This window comes from Streptomyces sp. H27-H1, assembly GCF_026627445.1.
Taxonomy (GTDB): Bacteria; Actinomycetota; Actinomycetes; order Streptomycetales; family Streptomycetaceae; genus Streptomyces.
On sequence record NZ_JAPNLJ010000047.1, the window covers coordinates 22,509 to 44,039 of the forward strand.

10 protein-coding genes are annotated in these 21,531 nt (G+C 70.3%); 2 read left to right on the plus strand and 8 right to left on the minus strand.

Annotated elements, in window-relative coordinates:
• The first annotated feature begins 370 nt into the window (after nucleotides 1-370).
• Nucleotides 371-1,636, plus strand: a complete 1,266-nt coding sequence (locus OTB20_RS34045; protein ID WP_267823534.1) for an MFS transporter — start codon at nucleotides 371-373, stop codon at nucleotides 1,634-1,636.
• A gap of 256 nt (nucleotides 1,637-1,892) precedes the next feature.
• The gene (locus OTB20_RS34050) at nucleotides 1,893-3,284 is read left to right on the plus strand and encodes a hypothetical protein (RefSeq protein WP_267823536.1); all 1,392 of its coding nucleotides are present in this window, start codon (nucleotides 1,893-1,895) and stop codon (nucleotides 3,282-3,284) included.
• A 251-nt stretch (nucleotides 3,285-3,535) separates the two neighbouring features.
• Here OTB20_RS34050 and OTB20_RS34055 read toward each other — a convergent pair whose 3' ends face one another.
• The 8 genes from OTB20_RS34055 to OTB20_RS34090 all read right to left on the minus strand — a co-directional run bounded on the left by OTB20_RS34055 (nucleotide 3,536) and on the right by OTB20_RS34090 (nucleotide 21,511).
• Nucleotides 3,536-4,765, minus strand: a complete 1,230-nt coding sequence (locus OTB20_RS34055; protein ID WP_267823538.1) for a cytochrome P450 — start codon at nucleotides 4,763-4,765, stop codon at nucleotides 3,536-3,538.
• 61 nt (nucleotides 4,766-4,826) lie between these two features.
• The gene (locus tag OTB20_RS34060; protein ID WP_267823540.1) at nucleotides 4,827-7,385 is read right to left on the minus strand and encodes an amino acid adenylation domain-containing protein; all 2,559 of its coding nucleotides are present in this window, start codon (nucleotides 7,383-7,385) and stop codon (nucleotides 4,827-4,829) included.
• Complete coding sequence (locus tag OTB20_RS34065; protein ID WP_267823542.1) at nucleotides 7,385-8,710, minus strand: PLP-dependent aminotransferase family protein; 1,326 nt, start codon at nucleotides 8,708-8,710, stop codon at nucleotides 7,385-7,387. The genes OTB20_RS34060 and OTB20_RS34065 overlap by 1 nt, the downstream gene beginning before the upstream one ends.
• Nucleotides 8,700-9,881, minus strand: coding sequence for an alpha-hydroxy acid oxidase (locus tag OTB20_RS34070; protein ID WP_267823544.1), 1,182 nt, complete (start codon nucleotides 9,879-9,881; stop codon nucleotides 8,700-8,702). The genes OTB20_RS34065 and OTB20_RS34070 overlap by 11 nt, the downstream gene beginning before the upstream one ends.
• Complete coding sequence (gene hppD / locus OTB20_RS34075) at nucleotides 9,878-10,966, minus strand: 4-hydroxyphenylpyruvate dioxygenase (protein ID WP_267823546.1); 1,089 nt, start codon at nucleotides 10,964-10,966, stop codon at nucleotides 9,878-9,880. Before hppD ends, OTB20_RS34070 begins: the two co-directional genes overlap by 4 nt.
• A gap of 35 nt (nucleotides 10,967-11,001) precedes the next feature.
• On the minus strand, nucleotides 11,002-11,217 hold the full coding sequence (locus tag OTB20_RS34080; RefSeq protein ID WP_267823547.1) for an MbtH family protein: 216 nt from the start codon (nucleotides 11,215-11,217) through the stop codon (nucleotides 11,002-11,004).
• A 53-nt stretch (nucleotides 11,218-11,270) separates the two neighbouring features.
• Nucleotides 11,271-12,572, minus strand: coding sequence for an MFS transporter (locus tag OTB20_RS34085; RefSeq protein ID WP_420716541.1), 1,302 nt, complete (start codon nucleotides 12,570-12,572; stop codon nucleotides 11,271-11,273).
• Nucleotides 12,569-21,511: a non-ribosomal peptide synthetase gene (locus tag OTB20_RS34090; protein ID WP_267823549.1), complete on the minus strand. Its 8,943-nt coding sequence runs from the start codon at nucleotides 21,509-21,511 to the stop codon at nucleotides 12,569-12,571. The genes OTB20_RS34085 and OTB20_RS34090 overlap by 4 nt, the downstream gene beginning before the upstream one ends.
• Nucleotides 21,512-21,531 lie beyond the last annotated feature (20 nt).

A 21,531-nucleotide genomic window follows, 5' to 3' on the forward strand; every position in this document is an offset into this window, starting at 1 on the left:
CACGAAGCGGGGTCCTGAACGCAGTGATGTGAAAGCCCAGTTGTCAGCATGCCCTCCCAAGCATGCCCTCCCAAGCATGTACGTTCCCGCCACCGATTCAGCGCCAGCGGCGGCGAACATATCAGAAGACGACAGGGCGCGGCCTCCCTCCGACGGGACGGAACTTGATCTTCTTGGGAGACGTGCGGCCCGTTCGCCCGGCGGACTTGATCTTTCCCTCGACGCCGCTGCGGACGCCGACTATTGTCGAAATCTGCGTGCACCTGACCGAAACAAACCTCGGTGGACGACGGCAGATTGATGGGGCATCAACTATGGGGTGCATCGAAGGGGGACCAATGGACTGTCGGCTGCACTGCCACACAGTGTCATGAGCGCGTCGACAACCGAAAAGGTCGGCCCGCAACGGCTGCGCCTGGGCGCTGATTTCTCCCGACTGTGGTGGTCCGCCGCAGTCTCCTCGCTCGGTGACGGGGCCACGATCGCCGCCGGCCCCCTGCTGGCCTCCCAACTGACCGACGATCCCCGCCTGATCGGCGCGGCCTCGGTCGCATTCACCGTGCCGTTCATCCTGTTCGGCATCCCGGCAGGGCTGCTGGGTGACCGCGTCGACATCCGGAAGATGATGGTCCGCGTAGACGTCGCCCGGGCCGTCGTGCTCGCAGTGCTCACTGCCGGGATCCTCGGCGGCTGGGGCGGGTTGCCACTGCTCTACGTGTGCATGTTCCTGCTCGGTACCGGTGAGGTCATCGGCCGCAACGCCGCGCAGGTGCTCGTCCCGTTCATCACCCCGAAGGCCGGTCTCTCCACCGCCAACGCCCGCATCATGGCCGTGCAGGAGGCAGGTACCGGCTTCGTCGGCCCGCTCCTCGGTGCGCTGATGTTCGGTGTGGCGGTGGCCCTGCCCTTCGGCGTGGATGCGGCCACCTTCCTGTGCTCCGCCGTCCTGCTCAGCCGCATCCGCCGTACCCGGCCGATCGAACGCGGACCGGACAGGGCCGGCGTCATGTCGGAGATGATGGCCGGCGCCAGATGGCTGTTCTCGCATCACCTGCTGCGCAGCCTCGCCCTGGTGTCCTGTCTCATCAATCTCGCCGGGAACGCGATGCTCGCCGTGCTCGTGGTGCACAGCGGGAAGGTGCTCGATCTGGGCCCGTTCGGATACGGCGTCCTGCTCGCCTGCCAAGCCGTGGGAGCCGTCCTGGCCTCCCGGTTCGCTCCGGCCCTGACGGAGCGTCTGGGCAGGGAGGGAGCGCTGGTCGCCACCGCCGTCCTGATCACCGTGAGCGAGACGGTGCTGGCCGCGGTGCCCTCGGTGTACGCGGCCGGCGCGGCCCTCGCGATCTTCGCGTGCGGGACGGTGACGTGGAACGTCGTCGTGGTCGTCCTGCGGCAGACCCTGGTGCCGCAGCACCTGCTCGGGCGGGCGAACAGCGTGTACCGGCTCGTCGCCTGGGGCGGACTGCCCATCGGTGCGGCGGCCGGCGGCATCGGCGCCGCCGAGGTCGGCACCCGCGCCGTGTTCGGCGCCGGCGCGGTCGTCATGGCGGTTGTCGCAGTGGCGCTCTTCGTGGCCGCCCGCCGCCAGTGGATCACACGCGCCGAGCAGGCTTCGCCATCCACGGAAACGAACTGAGCGAACAACCTGCCGACGGGCGGCGCTGCGGTGCGCCGGGCAGCCGGTACCGCAGAACACAGTCGTAGGGAGGGCGCGGGTTTCGCAGTGACCGGGGGACACCGTGTGCCACCAGCTTCTCATGAGGCCTCGATGGGCCGGGACACACCAGAGGTCGGCCCGGTGCCCACGGAATCGCCACGAACCGACGCCCGGCAGTCGAGCGGCCCAGCCGCGGGCTTGCCCGGAACCACCTACTAGCGAATCGGGATCTGCAATGACGACCACGAGCCTGCCCAAGCCACCCAGATCGCGGTTGGGCCACGCGTACGGGGAGCAGCTCGCGCAGCATGCGTTGGCGGACGGCCACCACCCCACGGCCGCCGCCCGGGAGTCTGCCACGCTTACGCTGGCGTACCAGGACCGGTTCCTGAACGGCCCTGCCTTCCTCGGCGAGACCGAGCGCCGCACCGTCGTCGAAGACCTCCACACGGTCTACGAGCTGCTGCGCTCACTGCCGGAGCGTGTGTTCGGCGGAAGCATCACGGCGCTGGCGGCGGCGGTCGGCATGGATCCCGCGCAATCAGCACTGATCACGCGGAGCGCCCGGACCGGGGCACTCCTCCCGCTGGGGCGGGCCGATCTCTATCATGACGGTGCGGGCTTCAAACTTCTCGAGTTCAATCTCACCAGCGCGCTCGGCGGCTTCGAGAACGCCGACATCAACCGGGCGATGCTGGCGTATCCGCCGCTTGAGGAGTTCGTACGGCGGCACGGGCTCCGCTACCGGGACACGCTGGGCCGCATGGTGCGGACCATGAAGGCCGAGTGCGCCGCGAACATCCCCACCGACCGGGCACCCGTCGTCGCCGTGGTGGACACGGTGGACAACTTCGCCGTCGTGGGACCCCGGCTGCGGGTGTTCGCCGCGAAGCTGGCCGACTACGGAGCCGAGGGGATCGCCTGCGACCTCGGCGAGCTCACGTACCCGAACGGCCGTCCGACGGTCTCGGGCCGGGCCGTCGACGTCATCTTCCGGTACTTCCTTCCCGAGGACCTCAGCGACCCCTCCTCGGCGGCCCAACTGGAGCCGCTGCTGGTCGCGGTCGAGCAGGGCAAGGTGGGCTTGTTCAGCCGGCTGGACGCCGAGCTGTACGGCAACAAGGGCACCCTGGCGATTCTCTCCGACGAGCAGCACCGTGACCTGTTCGACGCCGCCGAACTGGCGTGCATCGACCGGCTCCTGCCATGGACGCGGTACGTGCGGCCGCGCGCCACGGACCCCGGCGGCTCCCAGGTCGACATGCTCGCCCACGCCCTGGCCCACCAGCACGAGCTGATCCTGAAGCCGACACTGCTGCACGGTGGCAACGGAATCACCGCCGGCTGGGAGGCGGACGCGGCGGATTGGGAGAGCAAGGTCACCTCGGCCATGAACGGCCCGTTCGTGCTCCAGCACCGTGTACGTCCCGCCGCCGAGCCGTTTCCCGACAGCGTCGGCGGCCTACAGGAACTCTTCCTCAACTGGGGCCTCTACGTGGGTGCACGCAGTGCCGACGACGACGGATACGCCGGAGGCTTCGTACGAGCCAGTGCCGATCCAGCCGTGGGGGTGGTCAGCATGGGCACTGGCGCCACGGTCGGTTGCGTCTTCCACGGTGGTCACTGAGCTCGCTCCGCTGTGACGGGCACCCTTGGTGTGGTGGTCAGGCCGCGAGGGCGGTCTCGGACTCGGCGGGGCTGCGGTAGCCGAGGCTGCTGTGCAGCCTCGCCATCACCGGCTTCCGCTCGTCAAGCTGCTGGGGAACGTCGAACACGCCGATCTCAATCAGGAGTTCGCCGTGCCTCGCCTGAGCGGCACTCGCTCTGCCAATGCTCCACGCCTGCGCCGCGCGGGAGTTCGGCCGTGGAGCGTCGGCTTTACGCGCCGTCGACCGGCCGGAGGCGTACCGCCAGGCTGCTGTATCCGCGGAGGAAGGTCGAGTACACCGGCTCAGGTTCTCCCTGGGCTTCGATCGTGTCCACGGTACGCAGCAGGGCATCGATCACGGCGGCGATCTCGGCCCGGCCCAGGTAGGCACCCAGGCAGAAGTGCGGGCCGTAACCGAACGTCAGATGCCTGTTCGGGGTGCGGGCCGGATCGAAGACATAGGGGTCGGCGAAGACCGTCTCGTCCCGGTTCGCGGATACGTTCCAGGCCGTGACGGTGTCTCCTGCGGCTATGGTGCGGCCCCCGATCTCGACCTCGGTGGTCGCGGTGCGGCCGAGGTGCATCGCCGGGGTCGTCCACCGAAGGATCTCCTCCACGGCGGCCGGGAGCGACGCCCGGCCGCTCCGCAGTGAGTCCCACGAGTCGGGGTTCTGGCTGAAGTGCCAGACCGCGCTGGTCGCTGCCAGCCGGCTGGTCTCGTCCCCGGCCAGGATCAGCCCGTAGCAGTTGAGGACGAGTTCCTCCTCGGTCAGAGGGGCACCGTCGACGTGGGCCGTGGCCAGCGTGCTGATCAGGTCGTCCTTCGGCACTGCCCGGCGGAATTCGGCGAGTTCGGCGAAGTAGAGCAGGATCTCGCTGCGGGCCAGCCAGACGTCCTCGTCGGACTGTTCGGCGTCGTCGGAACTCAGGGCCTGCTTACTCAGACGCAGGAGCTCCACCCGGTCGGACGGCGGCACACCCAGCAGGTCGCAGATCGTTCCCATCGGTATGTGGTCGGCGACCTCGGCCGCGAAGTCGCAGGTCCCGGCGGCGACCGCGGCGGCGACGCGCTCGTCGGCCCGCACGCGCACCTTGTCCACGACGTGCTGCAGGGCGCGGGGGGAGAAGGACTTCAGCAGTGTGGTGCGCAGCGCGGTGTGACGCGGTGCGTCCATCACGGCCAGCATCTTCCCGCCCGCCGGGTCACCGCCGTTCATCAGGGAGGTGAGCATGTTGCCGCGCTGCGAGACGAATCGCTCGGGGTCCTTGTAGACCGCGAGGACGTCCTCGTAGCGGGTGAGCACCCAGAACTCCGGCGTGGTCTCGGTCGCCGGGTGGAGGTAGACAGGATGCTCCTCGCGCAGGCGCCTCCAGACGTCCTCCATCGCGGGCTGGACGAAAGTGGCCGGGTCGGTGAGGTTCACCTGGGCGAGGTCCTCGGCGACCGTACGTGGCGACATGATGATCGTTCTCTCAGGGGGCTTGGGCTGAAAGGCGGTTGGCTGACGTGGGAACGTCGGGTCAGGCGGTCTGTTCGAGTCGGCGGGCGACGATCGGTCCGACGACGGCCAGCGCGGCGGGAGTCATCAGGCGAAGATGCTCGACACCGACGACGTGGCGGTCGATGGTCCCGCCGATGTACGGCCGCCACACCTCGGCGAGTCCGGTCGGATCCCCGGCCTGGTCGGTTGCTTCGAAGAAGAGCAGGTCCCCGTCGAAGTGGGAGGGGCGCACCGCGTCGCTGACCCGGATGTTGTTCGCGGTGACGGCGGTGATCGCCTCGATCGTCCGGGGTCCCACACCGGCCAGCGGGCTGCCCTGTTCCTGCAGGATTTCCTGGACCCGCGCCGCACTCAGCGGTCCGTCGCCGGGCTCCGCGTGGAATGCGTCAAGACCGTCGAAGGCCAGGTGCAGCACGTCACGCGGGGACGGCGATCGGGGAGCAGTCCTGGCCCCGCCGTGGTGCGAGTCCAGGACGGCGAGCAGCCCGACCTCCTGGCCTTCCTCACGCAGCCGGGCCGCGATGGACTGGGCGACGTTGCCCCCGAACGACCAGCCGATCAGCCGGTAGGGGCCGGTCGGCTGAACGCGGCGGATCTGGTCCATGTAGTCGCCGACCATCTCCTCCATGGTCTGCGCGACGGGCTCGGTGCCCGCCAGGCCACGCGCCTGGAGCCCGTACACCGGGATGCCCTTGGGCAGATGGCGCAGCAGTGCCGAGTAGCACCAGGCCATGCCGCCGCCGGGGTGGACGCAGAAGACGGGCGTCCGCGCGCCCGTGGGCCGGAGGGCGAGTACCGGCGTCAGGACGTCGTTACTGCTGTCCGGGCCACCGGACTTGTGCACGGCGCCCGCCAGGCCGGCCGGGGTGCGGAGCTTGAGCAGGTCGCGCATGGTCAGCCGGACGCCGAGCTCCGCCCTGATCCGGCCGACCAGCTTGGTCGCGCCCAGCGAGGTACCGCCGGCTTCGAAGAAGTCGGTGTGGACACCGACCGTCGGCACGGCGAGGGCCTGGGCGAACAGTCGGCAGAGGACCTCCTCGCGCGGATCGCGCGGTCCGACGTCGGAGTCGGCGTCGGCGTCGGGCTGGGCGCGCTGCGGCTCCGGCAGAGCCCGGTAGTCGACCTTGCCGTTGGGCGTCAGCGGAAGGCCGGCCAGCACGACGAAGGCGGACGGCACCATGTAGTCGGGCAGCATCTCCGCGAGTCCTCGCCGGATCGCCTCCTCCTCGGGCGACGACTCGCCCTCCTCCGGCACCAGGTAGGCGACCAGGCGCTTGTCGTGGGCCTCGCCCCCGCGCGCCACGACCACCGCCTGAACGTTCGGCGCCACGATCGCCAGGGCCGTCTCCACTTCGCCGAGCTCTACCCGGAAGCCCCTGATCTTCACCTGGTTCCCGACCCGGCCGAGGAACTCCAGCTCCCCCTGCTCGTTGCGCCGGCCCAGATCGCCGGTGCGGTACATGCGGGTTCCGGGTGCGCCGAACGGGTCGGCAACGAACCGCTCGGCGGTCAGGTCGGCGCGGCCGAGGTAGCCGCGCGCGACGCCGGCGCCCGAGATGTACAACTCCCCGGCTTCGCCCGCCGGGGGCGGCTCCAGCCTGTCGTCGAGGACGTACACCCGCATACCGTCGAGCGCGCGGCCGAGCGGCACGTCCCCGGCGGGTCGCGCGGTCATCGGGTGATGTGTGGCGAACAGTGTCGTCTCGGTCGGCCCGTACATCGCCCGGACGACAGTGCCGGGGCACGCGTCCAGGACCCGCCCCACCGCCGTCGGGGAGACCACGTCCCCGCCCGTCATCACCTCGCGGACGCCCGCGAAACAGTCCGGCGCCTCGTCCGCGACCACCCGGAACAGACCGGCGGTCAGCTGCAGACCGGTGATGCTCTCCTGCCTGACGAGGTTTCGCAGGGTGTCGACGTCGATGTCGGGCGGGGCCATCACCAGCTGTCCACCGCGCAGCAGCGGCACCCACAGCTCGTAGGTGGACACGTCGAAGGCGTACGGGGCCAGCATCAGCACCCGCTGGTGGGCGCCGCCGTCCCACAGACCGTCGTCGACCAGGGCCAGCACGTCCCGGTGGGTCACCGCGACGCCCTTCGGTGTCCCGGTCGATCCCGAGGTGTAGATCACGTAAGCCAGTTGGTCCGCCCGGGACTCCACGCCGGGGTCGGATTCGGCGGTGGCGGCCGGTGCGGCAGGGTCGAGGACCGTGAGACCGTCGTGCGACGGCAGCCCGCGCCCGCGCATGGCCTCGTCGGCCAGCATGACCCGGACGCAGGCCTGGCTCATCGTCAGCCGATGGCGCGCGGACGGGTTTCCGCTGTGCAGCGGGAGGTAGGCGCCGCCTGCCTTGAGCACGCCCAGGATCGCCACCGCCAGGTCGACCGAGCGCTCCATGAGGACCGCCACGGGCTCCTCGGGGCGCACGCCCAGTTCCAGCAGCCGGTGCGCCAGCCCGTTCGCCCGTCGGTCCAGCTCCGCGAAGGTCAGCCGGTCCCGGCCGGAGGTGACCGCGACCGCATCCGGCGCGAGCCTCGCCTGTGCGGCAAAGCGCTGCTGGACGGACTCCTGAGCCATCACTTGCTCCACTCCTTTATCAGGGCCGCGAGACGGTCCAGCCCGAGATCGATCTGCTGCGGGGTCACCGCGCTGGTGGAAAGCCGCAGTTGGTGCTCGCCGCCCGGACCGTCGTAGAAGTGGCGCATCGGCGTCCACAGCACGCCGTACTCCCGGGCCGAGTGCTCCAGCAACGCGTCGTCGACGGGGAACGGCAGTGTCAGCACGACGAAGAACCCTCCGGCCGGCGCGTTCCACTCCACCCCGGCCGACCCGGGAGCATCTGAGGGGAACCTGGTGGCCAGACCGTCGAGGATCTGCCGGAGATTGCGGGTGTACGCCTCGCGTTCGCGGAGGTTGGCGGCGACCAGACTGCAGCCGTGCACGATGAGCTTGCCGCCCACCACCGCCTGGGCGATGGGGGAGGTGTTCACCGTCAGCATGCTCTTGATCTTCGAGAGCTGATCGGACAGCAGACCGATCCGGCCGGCGCCGTCGGCCACCCGTTGGTCGGCCACCACATAGCCCACCCGGGCGCCGGGCAGCGCCGTCTTGGCGAACGACCCCAGGTAGACCACGCTGCGGTGCTCGTCGAGCGCCTTGAGGGTCGGGGGCCGCTCCTCGCCGCCGTGGAACAGGCCATACGGGTTGTCCTCCAGGAGCAGCAGGCTCTCCTCCCGGGCGATGTCCAGCAGGCGTCGTCGCATGGCGTACGTCAGGCTCAGGCCCGAGGGGTTGGCGAAGTCGGGCATGACGTAGCAGGCCCTCGGCCGCAGGCCGTCGCGCCGGGCGCGACGCACCACCGCGACGAGATCGTCGAGGTCCACCCCGTCGGCCCCGCCCGAGACGGGCAGGACCGGCATGTCGACCAGCCGCGCAGCGCCGGTGAGGCCCACGTAGGTCGGCGCCACTGCGAGCAGCACGTCCTCGGGGCCGGCCCGCAGTGCGCGCAGGATCAGGTACATGGCTTCCTGGCAACCCACCGTGACCACGACGGCCTCGGGATCGGTCTCGATCCCCTCGTCGACCGCCAGGTTCCGGGCCACCAGCTCGTGCACGATGCCCTTGGTCCGGCCGTACTGGTAGAGCGTGCGCCGGACCTCCGCGGGCGACATGCCGCGGTCGCGGGCGAGGTGGTCGGTGAAGACGCGCAGGTAGGTGTGGACGTCCTCGAGGTCGAAGAACTCCTCGTTGGGTCGGCCGGCCGCGAACTGGACGGCCTGCGGATAGCGGTTTGCTATCTCGTTCAGCAGGTTCATCGATGACAGCGCGGGGTCCTCGAGTGCTCCGTGCAGGTCCGCCGTGCTGAGGTCGACTGTCAGCCGGTCGGCGATCTCAGTGGTCATGTCCGCCTTCTCCGCATCCACTCGGTCCTTGTCGCAGGGCGGCCTTCGGACCCAGCAGCGTGCGCAGTCCACCGGCCTCGCCTGGGTCGGCACAGCCGGCGAGTGTCAGGCAGTCGGCGAACTCCGCACGCAGCAGCGACAGCACCTGCCCGGCTCCCGTCGCGCCGCCGAGCGCCAGACCCCACAGCAGCGGCCGGCCCACCATGACACCCGACGCTCCCAGGGCGAGCGCCCGCAGGATGTCGGTCCCGCTGCGCACCCCACTGTCCAGCAGCACCTGGCAGTCGTCTCCCACGGCTTCGCGCACCTGGGGCAGCACCGCCACGCTGGCCGGTGAGCCGTCCAGCTGCCGGCCTCCGTGGTTGGAGACCACCACGGCGTCGGCGCCGCAGGCGACGGCCCGTGCCGCATCCCCACCGTCGAGGACTCCTTTGACGATCAGCGGCAGCGCGCTCTGCTCGCGCAGCCACTCAAGGTCCTGCCAGGTCACCGAGGGGTCGAACACCGTCCTGGTGTGTTCGGCGACCGCCGACCCGCCGGCGACCCGCCCGTGCGCCTCGGAGGGACCGGCGTCCAGGTTGACGGGGCTCACCCAGGAGGGAAGCACGAACTCGTTGCGCAGGTCGCGCAGTCGCCGCCCCATGACGGGCACGTCGACGGTGATCACCAGGGCCCGGCAGCCGGCCTGCTCGGCGCGTCCGATCAGGCCGAGCATCCGTCCGCGGTCGCTCAGCCAGTACAGCTGGAACCAGATCGACGCCCCCACCTGCGCGATGCTCTCCAGGGAGCAGCTGCTGAGCATGCCGACGGTGAACGGTACGTCAGCGGCCCGCGCGGCGGCGGCCATCGCCAACTCGCCCTCCGGGTGCAGCAGCCGGTGGTAGGCCATGGGCGCTATCGCGACGGGCATCGCGCAGGCGGTACCGACCAGTCGGGTGTGCGTGTTGCCGGCCCCTGCTCCGCGCAGCACGCGGGGCACGAGGGCCACGTCGTCCAGCGCGGCCCGGTTGGCCTCGAGGGTGCGCTCGCTGCCGCTACCGCCCTGGACGAAGTCCCAGACGTCGGCGGGAACCCGGGAGGCGGCCAGCCGTTCCACGTCGTCCAGGCACACCGGGGGCCCTTCCGTGAGCGAGACCTCGGCTTCGAACCGACCGGTGCCGGTGGGGCTCACCTGAAGGCGCCTTCGTTGGCACGCTGCAACTCGACCGCCTCGTAGAGCGCCTTGATGTTCCCCGAGCCGAACGTGCGGGCGCCGGCGCGCTCGATCACCTCCATGAAGAGGGTCCGGCGCGGGTGCACCGACCGGGTGAATATCTGGAACAGCTGCCCGTCGTGGTCCTCGTCCATCAGGATGTCGTGGTCCCGCAGGTCGTCGATGGAGTGCCAACGCACCGTCAGCCGGTCTGCCAGCAGCGTGTAGTAGGTGTCCGGAGTATTGAGAAAGTCGACTCCGCTCGACCTCATGTTCCGGACCGAGCGCACGATGTCTTCGCTGTTCCAGGCGATGTGCTGGACGCCGGGACCGTCGTGCCCCTTGAGGAACTCGTCGATCTGGCCGGGCTCGCGGGACAGGTCGGGTTCGATCAGGGTGAGCGTGACCGCGCCGGACCTGCTCTGCACCACCTTGGAGTTCATCGCCTGGGCGCCGACGACGACGTCCTCGGCGAAGATCATGTCGAAGCCGAGGACGCGCCGGTAGTGGTCGACGGTCCCTTCGAGGGTGCCGGCCTCCAGGCAGACCGCGAAGTGGTCCACATCGGTCAGCCCCATGTCCTGTGCGGGCTCGCGCCGGGCGACCGGACGCAGGCCGGGAAGCGCCCCCTTCGCAGCGCCGGCCCGGCGCTCCACGAACATGTGCGACACATCGCCGAACGCCGTGATCGACGCGGTCACCACACCGTCGCGTTCGACGGGCGGTGCCAGGGGGCGCGCCCCGCGGCGGACGGCCTCACGGAAGGCGGCCGTGGCGTTGGGCACGCGCAGGGCGATGTTCCCCACGCCGTCGCCGTGCCGCTCGACGTACACGGCCGCCGGGTGCTCCTCGTCCAGGGCCTCCGTGAGCACCACGCTGATGCGGCCGCTGCCGAGTGCCACCGAGCGGGCGCCGGTGTGGGCCGCCTCGTGCTCGTTGTCGGCCTCGACAGTGAGGCCGTACTGGTCGACCAACCAGGCCGCCTTCGCCCGTATGTCGCGGACGTACAACTCGATGTGATTGACGGTCATGTCGTCGAACGGAACTTCGTGTGCCGTGGTCATCCGGGCATTCCTCTTAGCTCTTCGGCGGCCGGCTGTCAGGCCGTCGCGTCCAGTTGCGCCGCGAGGGTTCGCGGCCGCATGTCGGTCCAGTGCTCGTTCACGTGGTCGAGGCAGTCCGGCCGACCGGCCGGGCCGTAGGCCGTGTTCCAGCCGTCGGGTACCGGAGCGAACACCGGCCACAGCGAGTGCTGGCCCTCATCGTTGACCAGCACCAGGTACTGGGCGTCCGGGTCCTCAAAGGGGTTGCTCATGCTGACTCCTCGTGCTCACAGGCGAATCGGTCGAATGCGGAACGGTGGTGAAATTAGGTTTCACCCGGAACTTGGTACGTCGGCCTGGTCCGTTCGGCCCAGCGAACGACACGAGGCATCGTCAGTCCGACGAGGACGAACACCGCCCCCATCACCAGCCAGCCGGGCGCACCCCAGGTGATGCAGAGCAGACCCAGGACTGACGGCGCGCCGGCGCTCGCAAGCCCTGGACCGAGCCCGAACAGTCCCGAGTACTGCCCCTGTGCATGCGCCGGCGCAAGCGAGAAGTTCAGCTCGAACGAAGCTGCGGAAGACCAGAGCTCGCCGACCGTGTGCACCACGACACCGGCCGCGATCAGCGCCGTGGCGAGCCATCCAGGCATCCCCGCGGTAGCGGCGATCAGGGCCATGCCGATCAGGAACGCCAGCCCGGCGCGGGGCATCGCGCGGGCGGCGGCGGACGGGCTGTCGATCCCACGGCTCGCCCTGACCTGGAGCACCACCACCAGGCCGGTGTTCAGGAGGGCGGTCGCGCCGACCAGCCACTTCGGCGCGTCGCTGTGGTCGACGATCCACAACGGCAGCGCGAAGACCAGGACGTAGCCCTGGATCGACATGATCCCGTCGAGCACGGTCACCACCACGAACGGGGTGTCCTTCAGCGCGATCCAACGACCGGTGCCGAGCGGCGACTTCACGGGCGGCAGGAACGGGAGCCGGGAGACCACGGCCGCGCTCGCCGCGAACGACAGGGCATTGCCCAGCACCAGAGCCAGATAGGCGCCGCGGGTGTCCATTTGCACGGCGACTCCGGCCGCGATGGCGCTGGTGCCCCCCGCCAGGTTGCCGATCGCGCGCAGATAGGACCGGTACCGGGTGGGGTCCGGCCCGGCGAAGCCGCGGATCAGCGGCCCGCGCGCCGCCTCGCTGGACGAGGCGGCGACCTGGATCAGGGCGACGACCACCATGAAGAGCCAGAAGGTGTGGACGAGCACGAGCGACGCCATCGCAATGGCCTCGGCGATCAGGGTCACCAGGTAAATCCGGCGCGGCCCGTGCCGATCGGCGACATGCCCGATCGGAATCCCGGCGAGCAGCCCGACCAGGGCAGCGACGCCCGTCCCGAGACCGACCTGTGTCACCGAGAGACCGACCGAGCGGGTGAAGAAGAGCGCGGCACTGATCATGAACAGACCGTTGCCGATCTGCCGGACGAAGCTCGCGAGCGCGAGGGTGCGCCGAGGACCGCGCCCGGGGATCAGCCCGCGGGCGACCCAGAAGCTCTGCCTCGGCGGCTCGCTCCCGGTCCCGCTGTCGTCGGACCGCGTGGTGGCGTCCGTGATGTCCGCTGTCATCGGTTTCCGGTTTGGTTGAGGAGCCGTTCGGTGAGCACGCGTCCGATCGCGGCGGCAGCCCGAGGCGTGGTCATCTCCACGTGCTCGCAGTCCAGGCCGTGGACCTCCACGGTGCCCGTCACCTGTCGCCGCCACTCGCCCGGCAGGGCCTCCGCGAACGGGGTGCGCTCGGCGACGAAGAGCAGCACGTCGCCATCGAGGCCGGGGGCCCGGTACCGCACGCCGAGCCGCTGGTTGTTGAGCAGGACGTCCACCAGAGCGTCGGAAGTCCCGCCGTCCATGTCGGACAGCTCGGGGTAGGTCGCGCGGATGGTTTCCAGGAAGCGTGACCGGGACAGGCCCTTGTTCGGATGAACGCCCGGGAGGATGCCGAGTCCCTCGAGGACCTCGGCCATCAACTCGCCCTCGCCCGAACCGTCCTGCTCCGCAGGGGTGACATGAGCACCGGTCCAGTCGGGGTGTGCGTCCAGTACGGCGAGCAGTTCCACCCGCTCGCCCTGCGCCTGGAGGATCGCGGTGATCGCCTGCGCGACCATACCGCCGAACGACCAGCCGAGCAGCCGGTACGGTCCCGCCGGCTGCACCGACCTGATCTGTGCGAGGTAGTCGGCGGCCATGTCCTCGACCCGGCCCGGCAGCTGGTCCGTGCCGTTCAGACCGCGGGCCTGCAGCCCGTACACCGGCACCTCCGCCGGGAGATGCGGCAGCAAGTTGGCGTAGCCCCAACTCACCGCAAGGCCTGGGTGGATGCAGAAGAGCGGCGTTCGTCCACCGGTCGGCCGCAGCGGCAGCAGCGGGCGCAGGGCGCCGGCGGCGGACTCGCCGTCGGCGCCGGACAGCCGCTCGGCCAGTGCGGCGACCGTAGAGGCGTCGAACACGGCCCTGACCGGAAGGTCGCACCCCAGCTCATTGCGGATCCGGCTGACCAGCCTGGTCACCAGGAGCGAATGCCCGCCCAGGGCGAAGAAGTTGTCGTCGATGCCGACCCGGTCGAGTCCCAGCACCTCCGCGAAGATTCCGCAGAGCTGTCGCTCCTGCTCGGTGCGCGGGGCTCGGCCGGCCGACAGCGCGGCGAAGTCGGGGGCCGGCAGCGCGCGCCGGTCAAGCTTGCCGGTCGGGTTCAGCGGCAGCGCGTCCAGAAGGACGAACGCCGACGGGATCATGTACTCAGGCAGCTCGGCAGCCGCCAAGTCCCGCAGCTCGACGGTCTCGAGTCCGGTGGTCCCGCTCGGCACGACGTAGCCGACGATCCGCTGGTCCCCCGGCTGGTCCTCGCGTACGACGACGGCCACCTGGGCCAGCCCGTCGTGTTGGGCCAGTACGGCCTCGATCTCGCCCAGCTCGATCCGGAAGCCGCGGACCTTGACCTGACTGTCCGTGCGCCCGAGGTAGTCGATCTCGCCCTCGGCCGTCCATCGCACGATGTCACCGGTACGGTACATCCGGCAGCCGGCCGGACCGAACGGATCCGCCGTGAAGCGCTCCGCCGTGAGGCCGGGGCGGTTCAGATACCCCCGCGCCAGGCCGGTCCCTGCGAGATACAGCTCACCGGCCACCCCGGGTGGCACCGGGCGCAGCGCCGCGTCGAGGACGTAGGCCCGGGTGTTCTGGATCGGCCGGCCGATCGGCGGTGCACCCTGGGCCTCCTCGTCCGTGTACCAGGCGGTCGCGTAGACGGTGACCTCGGTGGGTCCGTAGATGTTGGCGATCCGGCTGCCGGGCACAGCCGCCCGGATGGTGTTCAGTGCGTGCGCGGACAGGGCCTCGCCCGCCAGCACCACCATGTCCGCGGTGACGGTGCCCCGGCCCTTGCCGATCATGTGGGACATCACGGAGGGCACCGCGCTGACGAGGCTTCCGCTCCACCCGTCGGCCGGGCTCTCGAGGAGCGCCAGCACATCACGGACGATCTCGATGCAGCCGCCGCCGAGCAGCGGGCCGAACATCTCGAAGACGGACACGTCGAAGTTGAGCGAGGTGGCCGCCAGGACCTGCGACAGGCGCTGCGGGCCGATGTCGCGGCCCGCCCAGGCGGCGAGGTCGACGACGTTCTGATGCGGGACGAGCACGCCCTTGGGGCGGCCGGTGGAGCCCGACGTGTAGATCACGTAGGCCGCGTTCGCCGGGAGCAGCGCGGTGAGCCGGTCCCGGTCCGTCGGCGCGGTGTCCGGCAGGCCGTGCAGCAGTTCCTGCACCTCGGGAGCGTCCAGGAGGATCCGGGTGCCCGGCGTCGCGTCGCCGGGAAGCACCGAGGCGACCTCGCTGCTCGTCAGGATCAGGGCAGGCCGGGCGTCCTCCAGCATGAAGGCGATCCGGTCGGCCGGATAGCCGGGGTCCACCGGCAGATACGCGGCCCCCGACTTTAGGATGGCCAACAGTGCGACCATCATCTGCGCCGAACGCGGCAGCGACAGTGCGACGAAGCTCTCGGGTCCCGCGCCCCTGGCGATCAGCAGCCGGGCGAGCCGGTTCGCCTGCGTATCCAGCTCCGCATAGCTGAGGACGGCGCCCGCGAAGCGGACGGCCGGTGCGTCGGGTGTCCGCCGGACCTGCGCCTCGAACAGCTCGGGCAGGGTGCTGTCCTGCACCTCGGCAGCGGTCGCGTTCCACTTGACCAGCACCCGTCGGCGCTCCTGGGCCGACAGCACCTCCCAGCCGCCGATGGCGGCGTCCGGGTCGGCGGTCACGGCCGCAAGCAGCCGCTTCAACCGGGCCACCAGCACCTCGACCGAGTCGCGGTCGAACAGGTCCATCGCGAACTCGACGCTGCAGTCGAAGACGTGACCGTGATCGGTGAACGAGAACGACAGATCGAACTTGGCGGTGTCCGCCCCACTCTCCAACGGCACCACGGTCGCACCCGGTAGCTCGACCTCACCCGCTGCAGCTGCGTCGTCGACCGACAGCATCACCTGGAAGAGCGGGTGCCTGGACATCGACCGCACCGGATTGAGGACCTCCACCAGCCGCTCGAACGGCACGTCCTGGTGCGCGAAGGCCGCCAGGTCCGTCTCACGAACCCGGCCGATCAGCTCGCGGAACGAGGGATCGCCGGAGACATCCGTCCGGAGCACCAGGGTGTTCACGAAGAACCCGATGAGATCGTCCATCTCCGCGTCGGGACGTCCGGCCACCGGTGTGCCCAGCACGATGTCGGTTCCGGCCCCCAGACGGGACAGCAGCGTCACCAACGCGGCCTGGACCACCATGAACACCGTCGCACCCGACTCCTTGGCCAGGCCGACGAGGGAATCGCGCACCTCACGACCGAGCTGGAACTCCAGCAGGTCACCGCGGTTGCTCGCCTCGGCCGGACGGGGTCGGTCCGTCGGTAGTTCGATCAGTTGGGGCAGGTCGGCGAGCGCGGCCCGCCAGTAGTCCAGCTGCGCGGAGATCAGGCTGCCCCGGTCCTCCTCACTGCCCAGCAGCTCCCGCTGCCAGAGGGTGTAGTCCGCGTACTGCACCGGCAGCGGGGCCCACTGTAGCGGCGCGCCCGCCAGCCGAGCCCGGTAGGCGGCACTGAGATCGGTGCCCAGCGGCCGCCTGGACGCGCCGTCACCGGCGATGTGGTGGAAGAGCACCATCAGCACCTGATCGTCCGCACTCAGGGAGACCAGGGTGCCCCGGATCGGCAACTCCGCCGACAGGTCGAACGCATGGCCACCGAGGGCTTTCAGCACGTCAGGCAGTTGCTGCTCGGTGCAGCCGGCTCGGTGCAAGGTGACCGGAGCCGGCTGCAGGATGTCCTGCAGCACCCGGCCCTCGACGTTGCGGAACACCGTGCGCAGGCTCTCGTGACGCTCGATCACGTCACCCAGCGCTCCTTCCAGGGCATCAGCGTCGACCGGGCCGGAGATGCGGTAGGCCACCGGCAGGTTGTAGGTGGCGCCGGGCCCCTCCAACTGGTCCAGGAACCACAACCGCTGCTGCGCGTACGACACCGGCACCTCGGCCGGGCGCTCCATCGCCGCCATCGCCGGACGCGCCCGGCCCGCAGTTTCCAGCCGCCGCGCCAGCTCGCCCGGAGTCGGCGCCTCGAACACGGCACGGACCGGCAACTCGAGGCCCAGGGTCGTACGCACGAGGCTCACCAGCCGAGTGACCAGCAGTGAGTGACCGCCCAGCTCGAAGAAGCTGTCGTCCATGCCCACGGCATCCGCGCCCAGGATCTCCGCGAACAGTCCGCACAGCACGCGTTCCTTGGGAGTGCGCGGCTCCCTGACCGACACTCCCGTGTAGGTCGGTGCGGGGAGCGCCCTCCGGTCGAGCTTTCCGTTGGACGTCAGGGGGAAGGACGGCAGGGCGACGAACGCGGCCGGAACCAGGGCCTCGGGCACGGCGGCCGCGACATGGCGGCGCAGTGCGTCGGTGGGCGGGGGCTCCTCTCCGGCCTGGGCCACCACATAGGCGACGAGGCGCTTGTCGCCCGGCCGGTCCTCCCGCAGGACCGTCGCGGCCTGGGCGACCCCGGGATGGCCCGCGATCACCGAGTTGAGTTCCCCGAGCTCGACCCGGATGCCCCGGATCTTCACCTGGTCGTCGGCGCGTCCGTGGAACTCCAGGGTTCCGTCGGACCGCCACCGGACCAGGTCACCGCTGCGGTACATGCGGTCGCCGCGTGCGCCGAACGGGTCGGCGACGAACCGCAGCGCCGTCAACTCGGGCCGGTTGAGGTACCCGTGGCCCAGGCAGTCCCCCGCCAGGTACAGCTCACCGATCACACCGACCGGGACCGGGTGCATCCGGTCGTCCAGGACATAGGTCCTGGTGTTCCAGATCGGTGTGCCCAGCGGCGCCGTCACCGGCCAGTTGTCCACCGCGGTCGGCAGCGTCGCGCCGGTGACGACGTGGGTCTCGGAGGGGCCGTAGTGGTTGTGCAGCCGCAGTGCCGGGCGGGCCGAGTGGAAGTCGGCTGCCTGGGGGGTCAGTTGGAGCGTCTCGCCGGCCTGCAGCACGTGCCGCAGGGCGTCCAGCTTCAGACCCTGCTCAAGGGCGGCCTCGTAGACGGCCGAGAGCACCAGGTCAGGGGCGTGGAACTCGGTGATCCCCTCGCGGTCCAGCCACTCGGCGAGCTTGGCCGGGTCGAGGCGGGTCTCTTCGTCGGGCACGCACAGGGTCCCGCCGGCCAGCAGGGCGGAGAGGATCTCGTGTTCGGAGACGTCGAAGCTGACCGCGCTGAACTGGGACACCCGGGAGCCGGGCTCGGACGGAACGACGGACGAGCTCCAGGCGAGCAGGTTGATCAGGACACGCGCCGGGAGCACGACCCCTTTGGGGCGCCCGGTGGAGCCCGAGGTGTAGACGACGTAGCTCGGGGTCTCCCGGGTCAGAGGAGCGGGCCGGTCGGCGTCGCGCGGGTCGTGGGCCGGGGACGCCGCGAGCTCCGCGCCGACCGAGGGGGAGTCCAGCGCCAGGAGATCCCCGGCAAGGGCTCCGGCGGCCGACTCGGTGGTCAGGACCAGTGCGGGCCGGGCGTCGTCCAGGATGAAGCGGACGCGGTCCTGCGGATATCCGGGGTCGATGGGCAGATAAGCGGCCCCGGACTTCAGGACGGCGAGGAACGCCGTGATCAGGCCGGTACCGCGACGCAGCATCACACCGACGTAGTCACCCGGTCCGACACCGCGGGACAGCAGCAGGTGTGCCAGGCGGTTCGCCCGCTCGTTCAGATCCGCGTACGACAGCTCGCCGTCCTGCGCCGACACCGCCGTCGCGCCGGGGGTACGGCTGACCTGCTGCTGGATCAGCTCGGGCAGGGAGGTATCCGGAAGCTCCACCCGGGTGGCGTTCCAGCCGGTCAGCATCCGGCTCCGTTCGCCGTCGAGGAACAGGTCCACCTCGGACAGTCGCCGGTCGGGATCGGCCACCGCATCGGCCAGCAGTATCCGGAGGCGCTGCGCCAGGAGTTCGGCGGTGGTCGTCAGGAAGAGGTCGGTGGTGAACTCCAGGCGGCCGGTGATCCCCGCCGCCGTTCCGTCCGGGCCGTATTGCTCGGTGAAGCTGAACAGGAGATCGAACTTGGCGCTTTCGGTGCCCAGTTCCTCGGATTCGGTCTCCAGCCCCGGAAGCGAGAAGCGGTACCCGCCGGGATTCTCGAGCACCAGCATGACCTGGAAGAGCGGGTGAACCGCCAGCGAGCGGCTCGGGCTCACGGCCTCCACGACCTGCTCGAAGGGCACGTCCTGGTGCTCGTACGCCGCCAGGTCGGTCTGCCGGACCCGGCTCAGCAACTGGCGGAAGGTGGGGTCGCCCGAGGTGTCGGTGCGCAGTACCAGGGTGTTGACGAAGAAGCCGATCAGCTGCTCGAGGGCCGCGTCGGTCCGCCCGGCGATCGTACTTCCGATCGGAATGTCGGTTCCGGCGCCCGTCCTGGTCAGAAGTGCGGCCACGGCGGCCTGCAGCACCATGAACACCGTCGTGCCCGTTGTCCGGCTGAGCTTGCCGATCAGTTCGTGCAGTTCGGGACCGATCACCAGCGGCACGGCCCCGCCCCGGTGGCTCGCCACCGGAGGGCGGGCGTGGTCGACGGGGAGTTCCAGCTCCTCGGGGGCGCCGTCCAGGGTGGTGCGCCAGAAGTCCAACTGGCGGCAGATCAAGCTCTCCCGGTCCTGCTCGGAGCCCAGTACGGCGCGCTGCCAGAGGGTGTAGTCCGCGTACTGGACCGGCAGGGGCACCCAAGCTGGCGCCCGCCCGGCCAGGCGGGCCGCGTAGGCCTCGTTCAGATCACGGGTGAGCGGCTCCATCGACCAGCCGTCGCTGCCGATGTGGTTCATCGTCAGGAGCAGCACGTTCTCGCCGGGCCCCGCCAAGAACAGCCTGGCCCGCACGGGCACGTCGGTGGTCGGGTCGAAGGGCTCCATCCCGGCCGATCGCAGCGTGGCGGGAACGTCCTCGACCTGTTCCAGCGGCAGCGCGGGACGTACCCGGTCCACCGGCAGAACGACCTGGTGGGGGCTGCCCTCGTGCTCGGGGAACACGGTGCGAAGGCTCTCGTGCCGGGCGAGGAGATCACCCAGTGCGGCCTCCAGGGCGGCCCGGTCGAGATCTCCTCGCATCCTGACGGCGATCGGCAGATTGTAGGTCGCCGAGCCGCCCTCCAGCCGGCTGAGGAACCAGAGGCGGTACTGGGCCGCCGACAAGGGTACCGGCCCGCTCCGGCCCGCCGGCAGCAGTGCCGGGCGCGCTGTCGGGGCGTCGTCCAACAGCTCGGCCAGAGCCGCCACCGTGGGGTTCCCGAAGACCGCCGCCACTCCCAGGTCGACACCGAACGACGAACGAATCCGGCTGACCAGCCTGGTCGCATGCAGTGAGTGGCCGCCGAGCTGGAAGAAGTCGTCGTCGATACCGAGGTCCGCGACCCCGAGAACGTGCCCGAGCAGCCCGCAGAGCTCCTCCTCACGCCGGTTTCGCGGCGACCGGCCACCGGCAGGACCGCTTTCCTGGCGCGGGGCGGGCAGGGCGCGGTAGTCGACCTTGTGGTTGGAGGTCAGCGGCAGCCGGTCGATGGCGACGATGGCGGAGGGGACCATGTACGCGGGCAGCTGCTGTGTCAGGTAGCCGCGCACCGCATCGATGTCGGCGGAGGAGTCCTCCTGCGCAACGATGTACGCGACCAGCTGCTTGTCTCCCAGCCGGTCCTCGCGAACGGTGACCGCGACCTGACGGAGGCCGGGGAACGCGGCGAGCGTGGACTCGACCTCGCCGGGCTCGACGCGGAAACCGCGGATCTTGACCTGGTTGTCCACGCGGCCGACGAACTCGATCAGTCCGTCGGCACTCCAGCGGGCCAGGTCCCCGGTGCGGTACATCCTGGTGCCGGGCGGACCGAAGGGGTCCGCGACGAAGCGCTCGGCCGAGAGCCCGGGACGGTTGAGGTAGCCCCGGGCCAGTCCGGCTCCGGCCAGATAGAGCTCACCCGTCACACCGGTGGGGGCCGGGGTCAGGGTGTCGTCGAGGACGTACGCACCCATACCGTCGAGCGGACGGCCGATCGGCACCTGGTCGGGCACCGACGCGGCCTCCGTCCACGGCGACTGCGATGCGAACAACGTGGTCTCGGTGGGGCCGTAGGCGCCGCGGACGATCGTGTCCGGGCATGCTTCGAGCACCCTGCGCACGGCGGTGGCGGAGATGACGTCACCGCCCGTGATGACCTCCCGGACTCCGGCGAAGCACTCCGGGTGCTCTTCGGCGATCACCCGGAACAGTCCGGCCGTGATGTCCGCGCCGGTGATTTCCTCCTCGACGAAGAGACGGGCGAGGCGGTCCACCGTGAGTTCGGACTCAGCGGCGATCACCACCGTGCCGCCGTGCAGCAGCGGGTACCAGAACGCATAGGTCGAGGGGTCGAACGCGTAGGAAGCGACCAGCAGAACCCGGTCGTGAGCGCCGGGAGCCGCGAACATGCCGTCGTTGACCAGGTCGACGATGTCCTGCTGGGTGATCGCCACGCCCTTCGGTGTTCCGGTGGAACCCGAGGTGAACATCACATAGGCGAGCTGATCGGGGTGGGCGGGGACGTCCGGATCGGTGGACAGGGCGTCCGCGGTCTCCTCCGGGTCGTCCACCAGGACGGTCACGGGGACCTCCGGCAGCCAGTGGTCCCGCCTCGTGGTGTCGGCCAGAAGCACGGAGGCCCGGCACTCCTCGGCGATCCACTGCATCCGCTCCTGGGGATAGGCGGTGTGCAGCGGCAGGTAGTACGAACCCGACTTGAGGATGGCCAGCAGTCCGACGACCAGGTCGACCGAGCGATCCGTCAACACCAGCACCGGACGTTCAGGGCCTGCGCCCTCGGCAATCAGCCGATGGGCCAGCCGATTCGCCCGGTCATCCAGTTCCCGGTAGGTGAGGCTGCGGCCCGCACACCGCACCGCCACTGCGTCGGGTGTGCGCTGCGCCTGCTCCCGGAAGGACCTCTGCACCGAACTCGTGATCATCTTTCAGTCTCTCCAAGAGA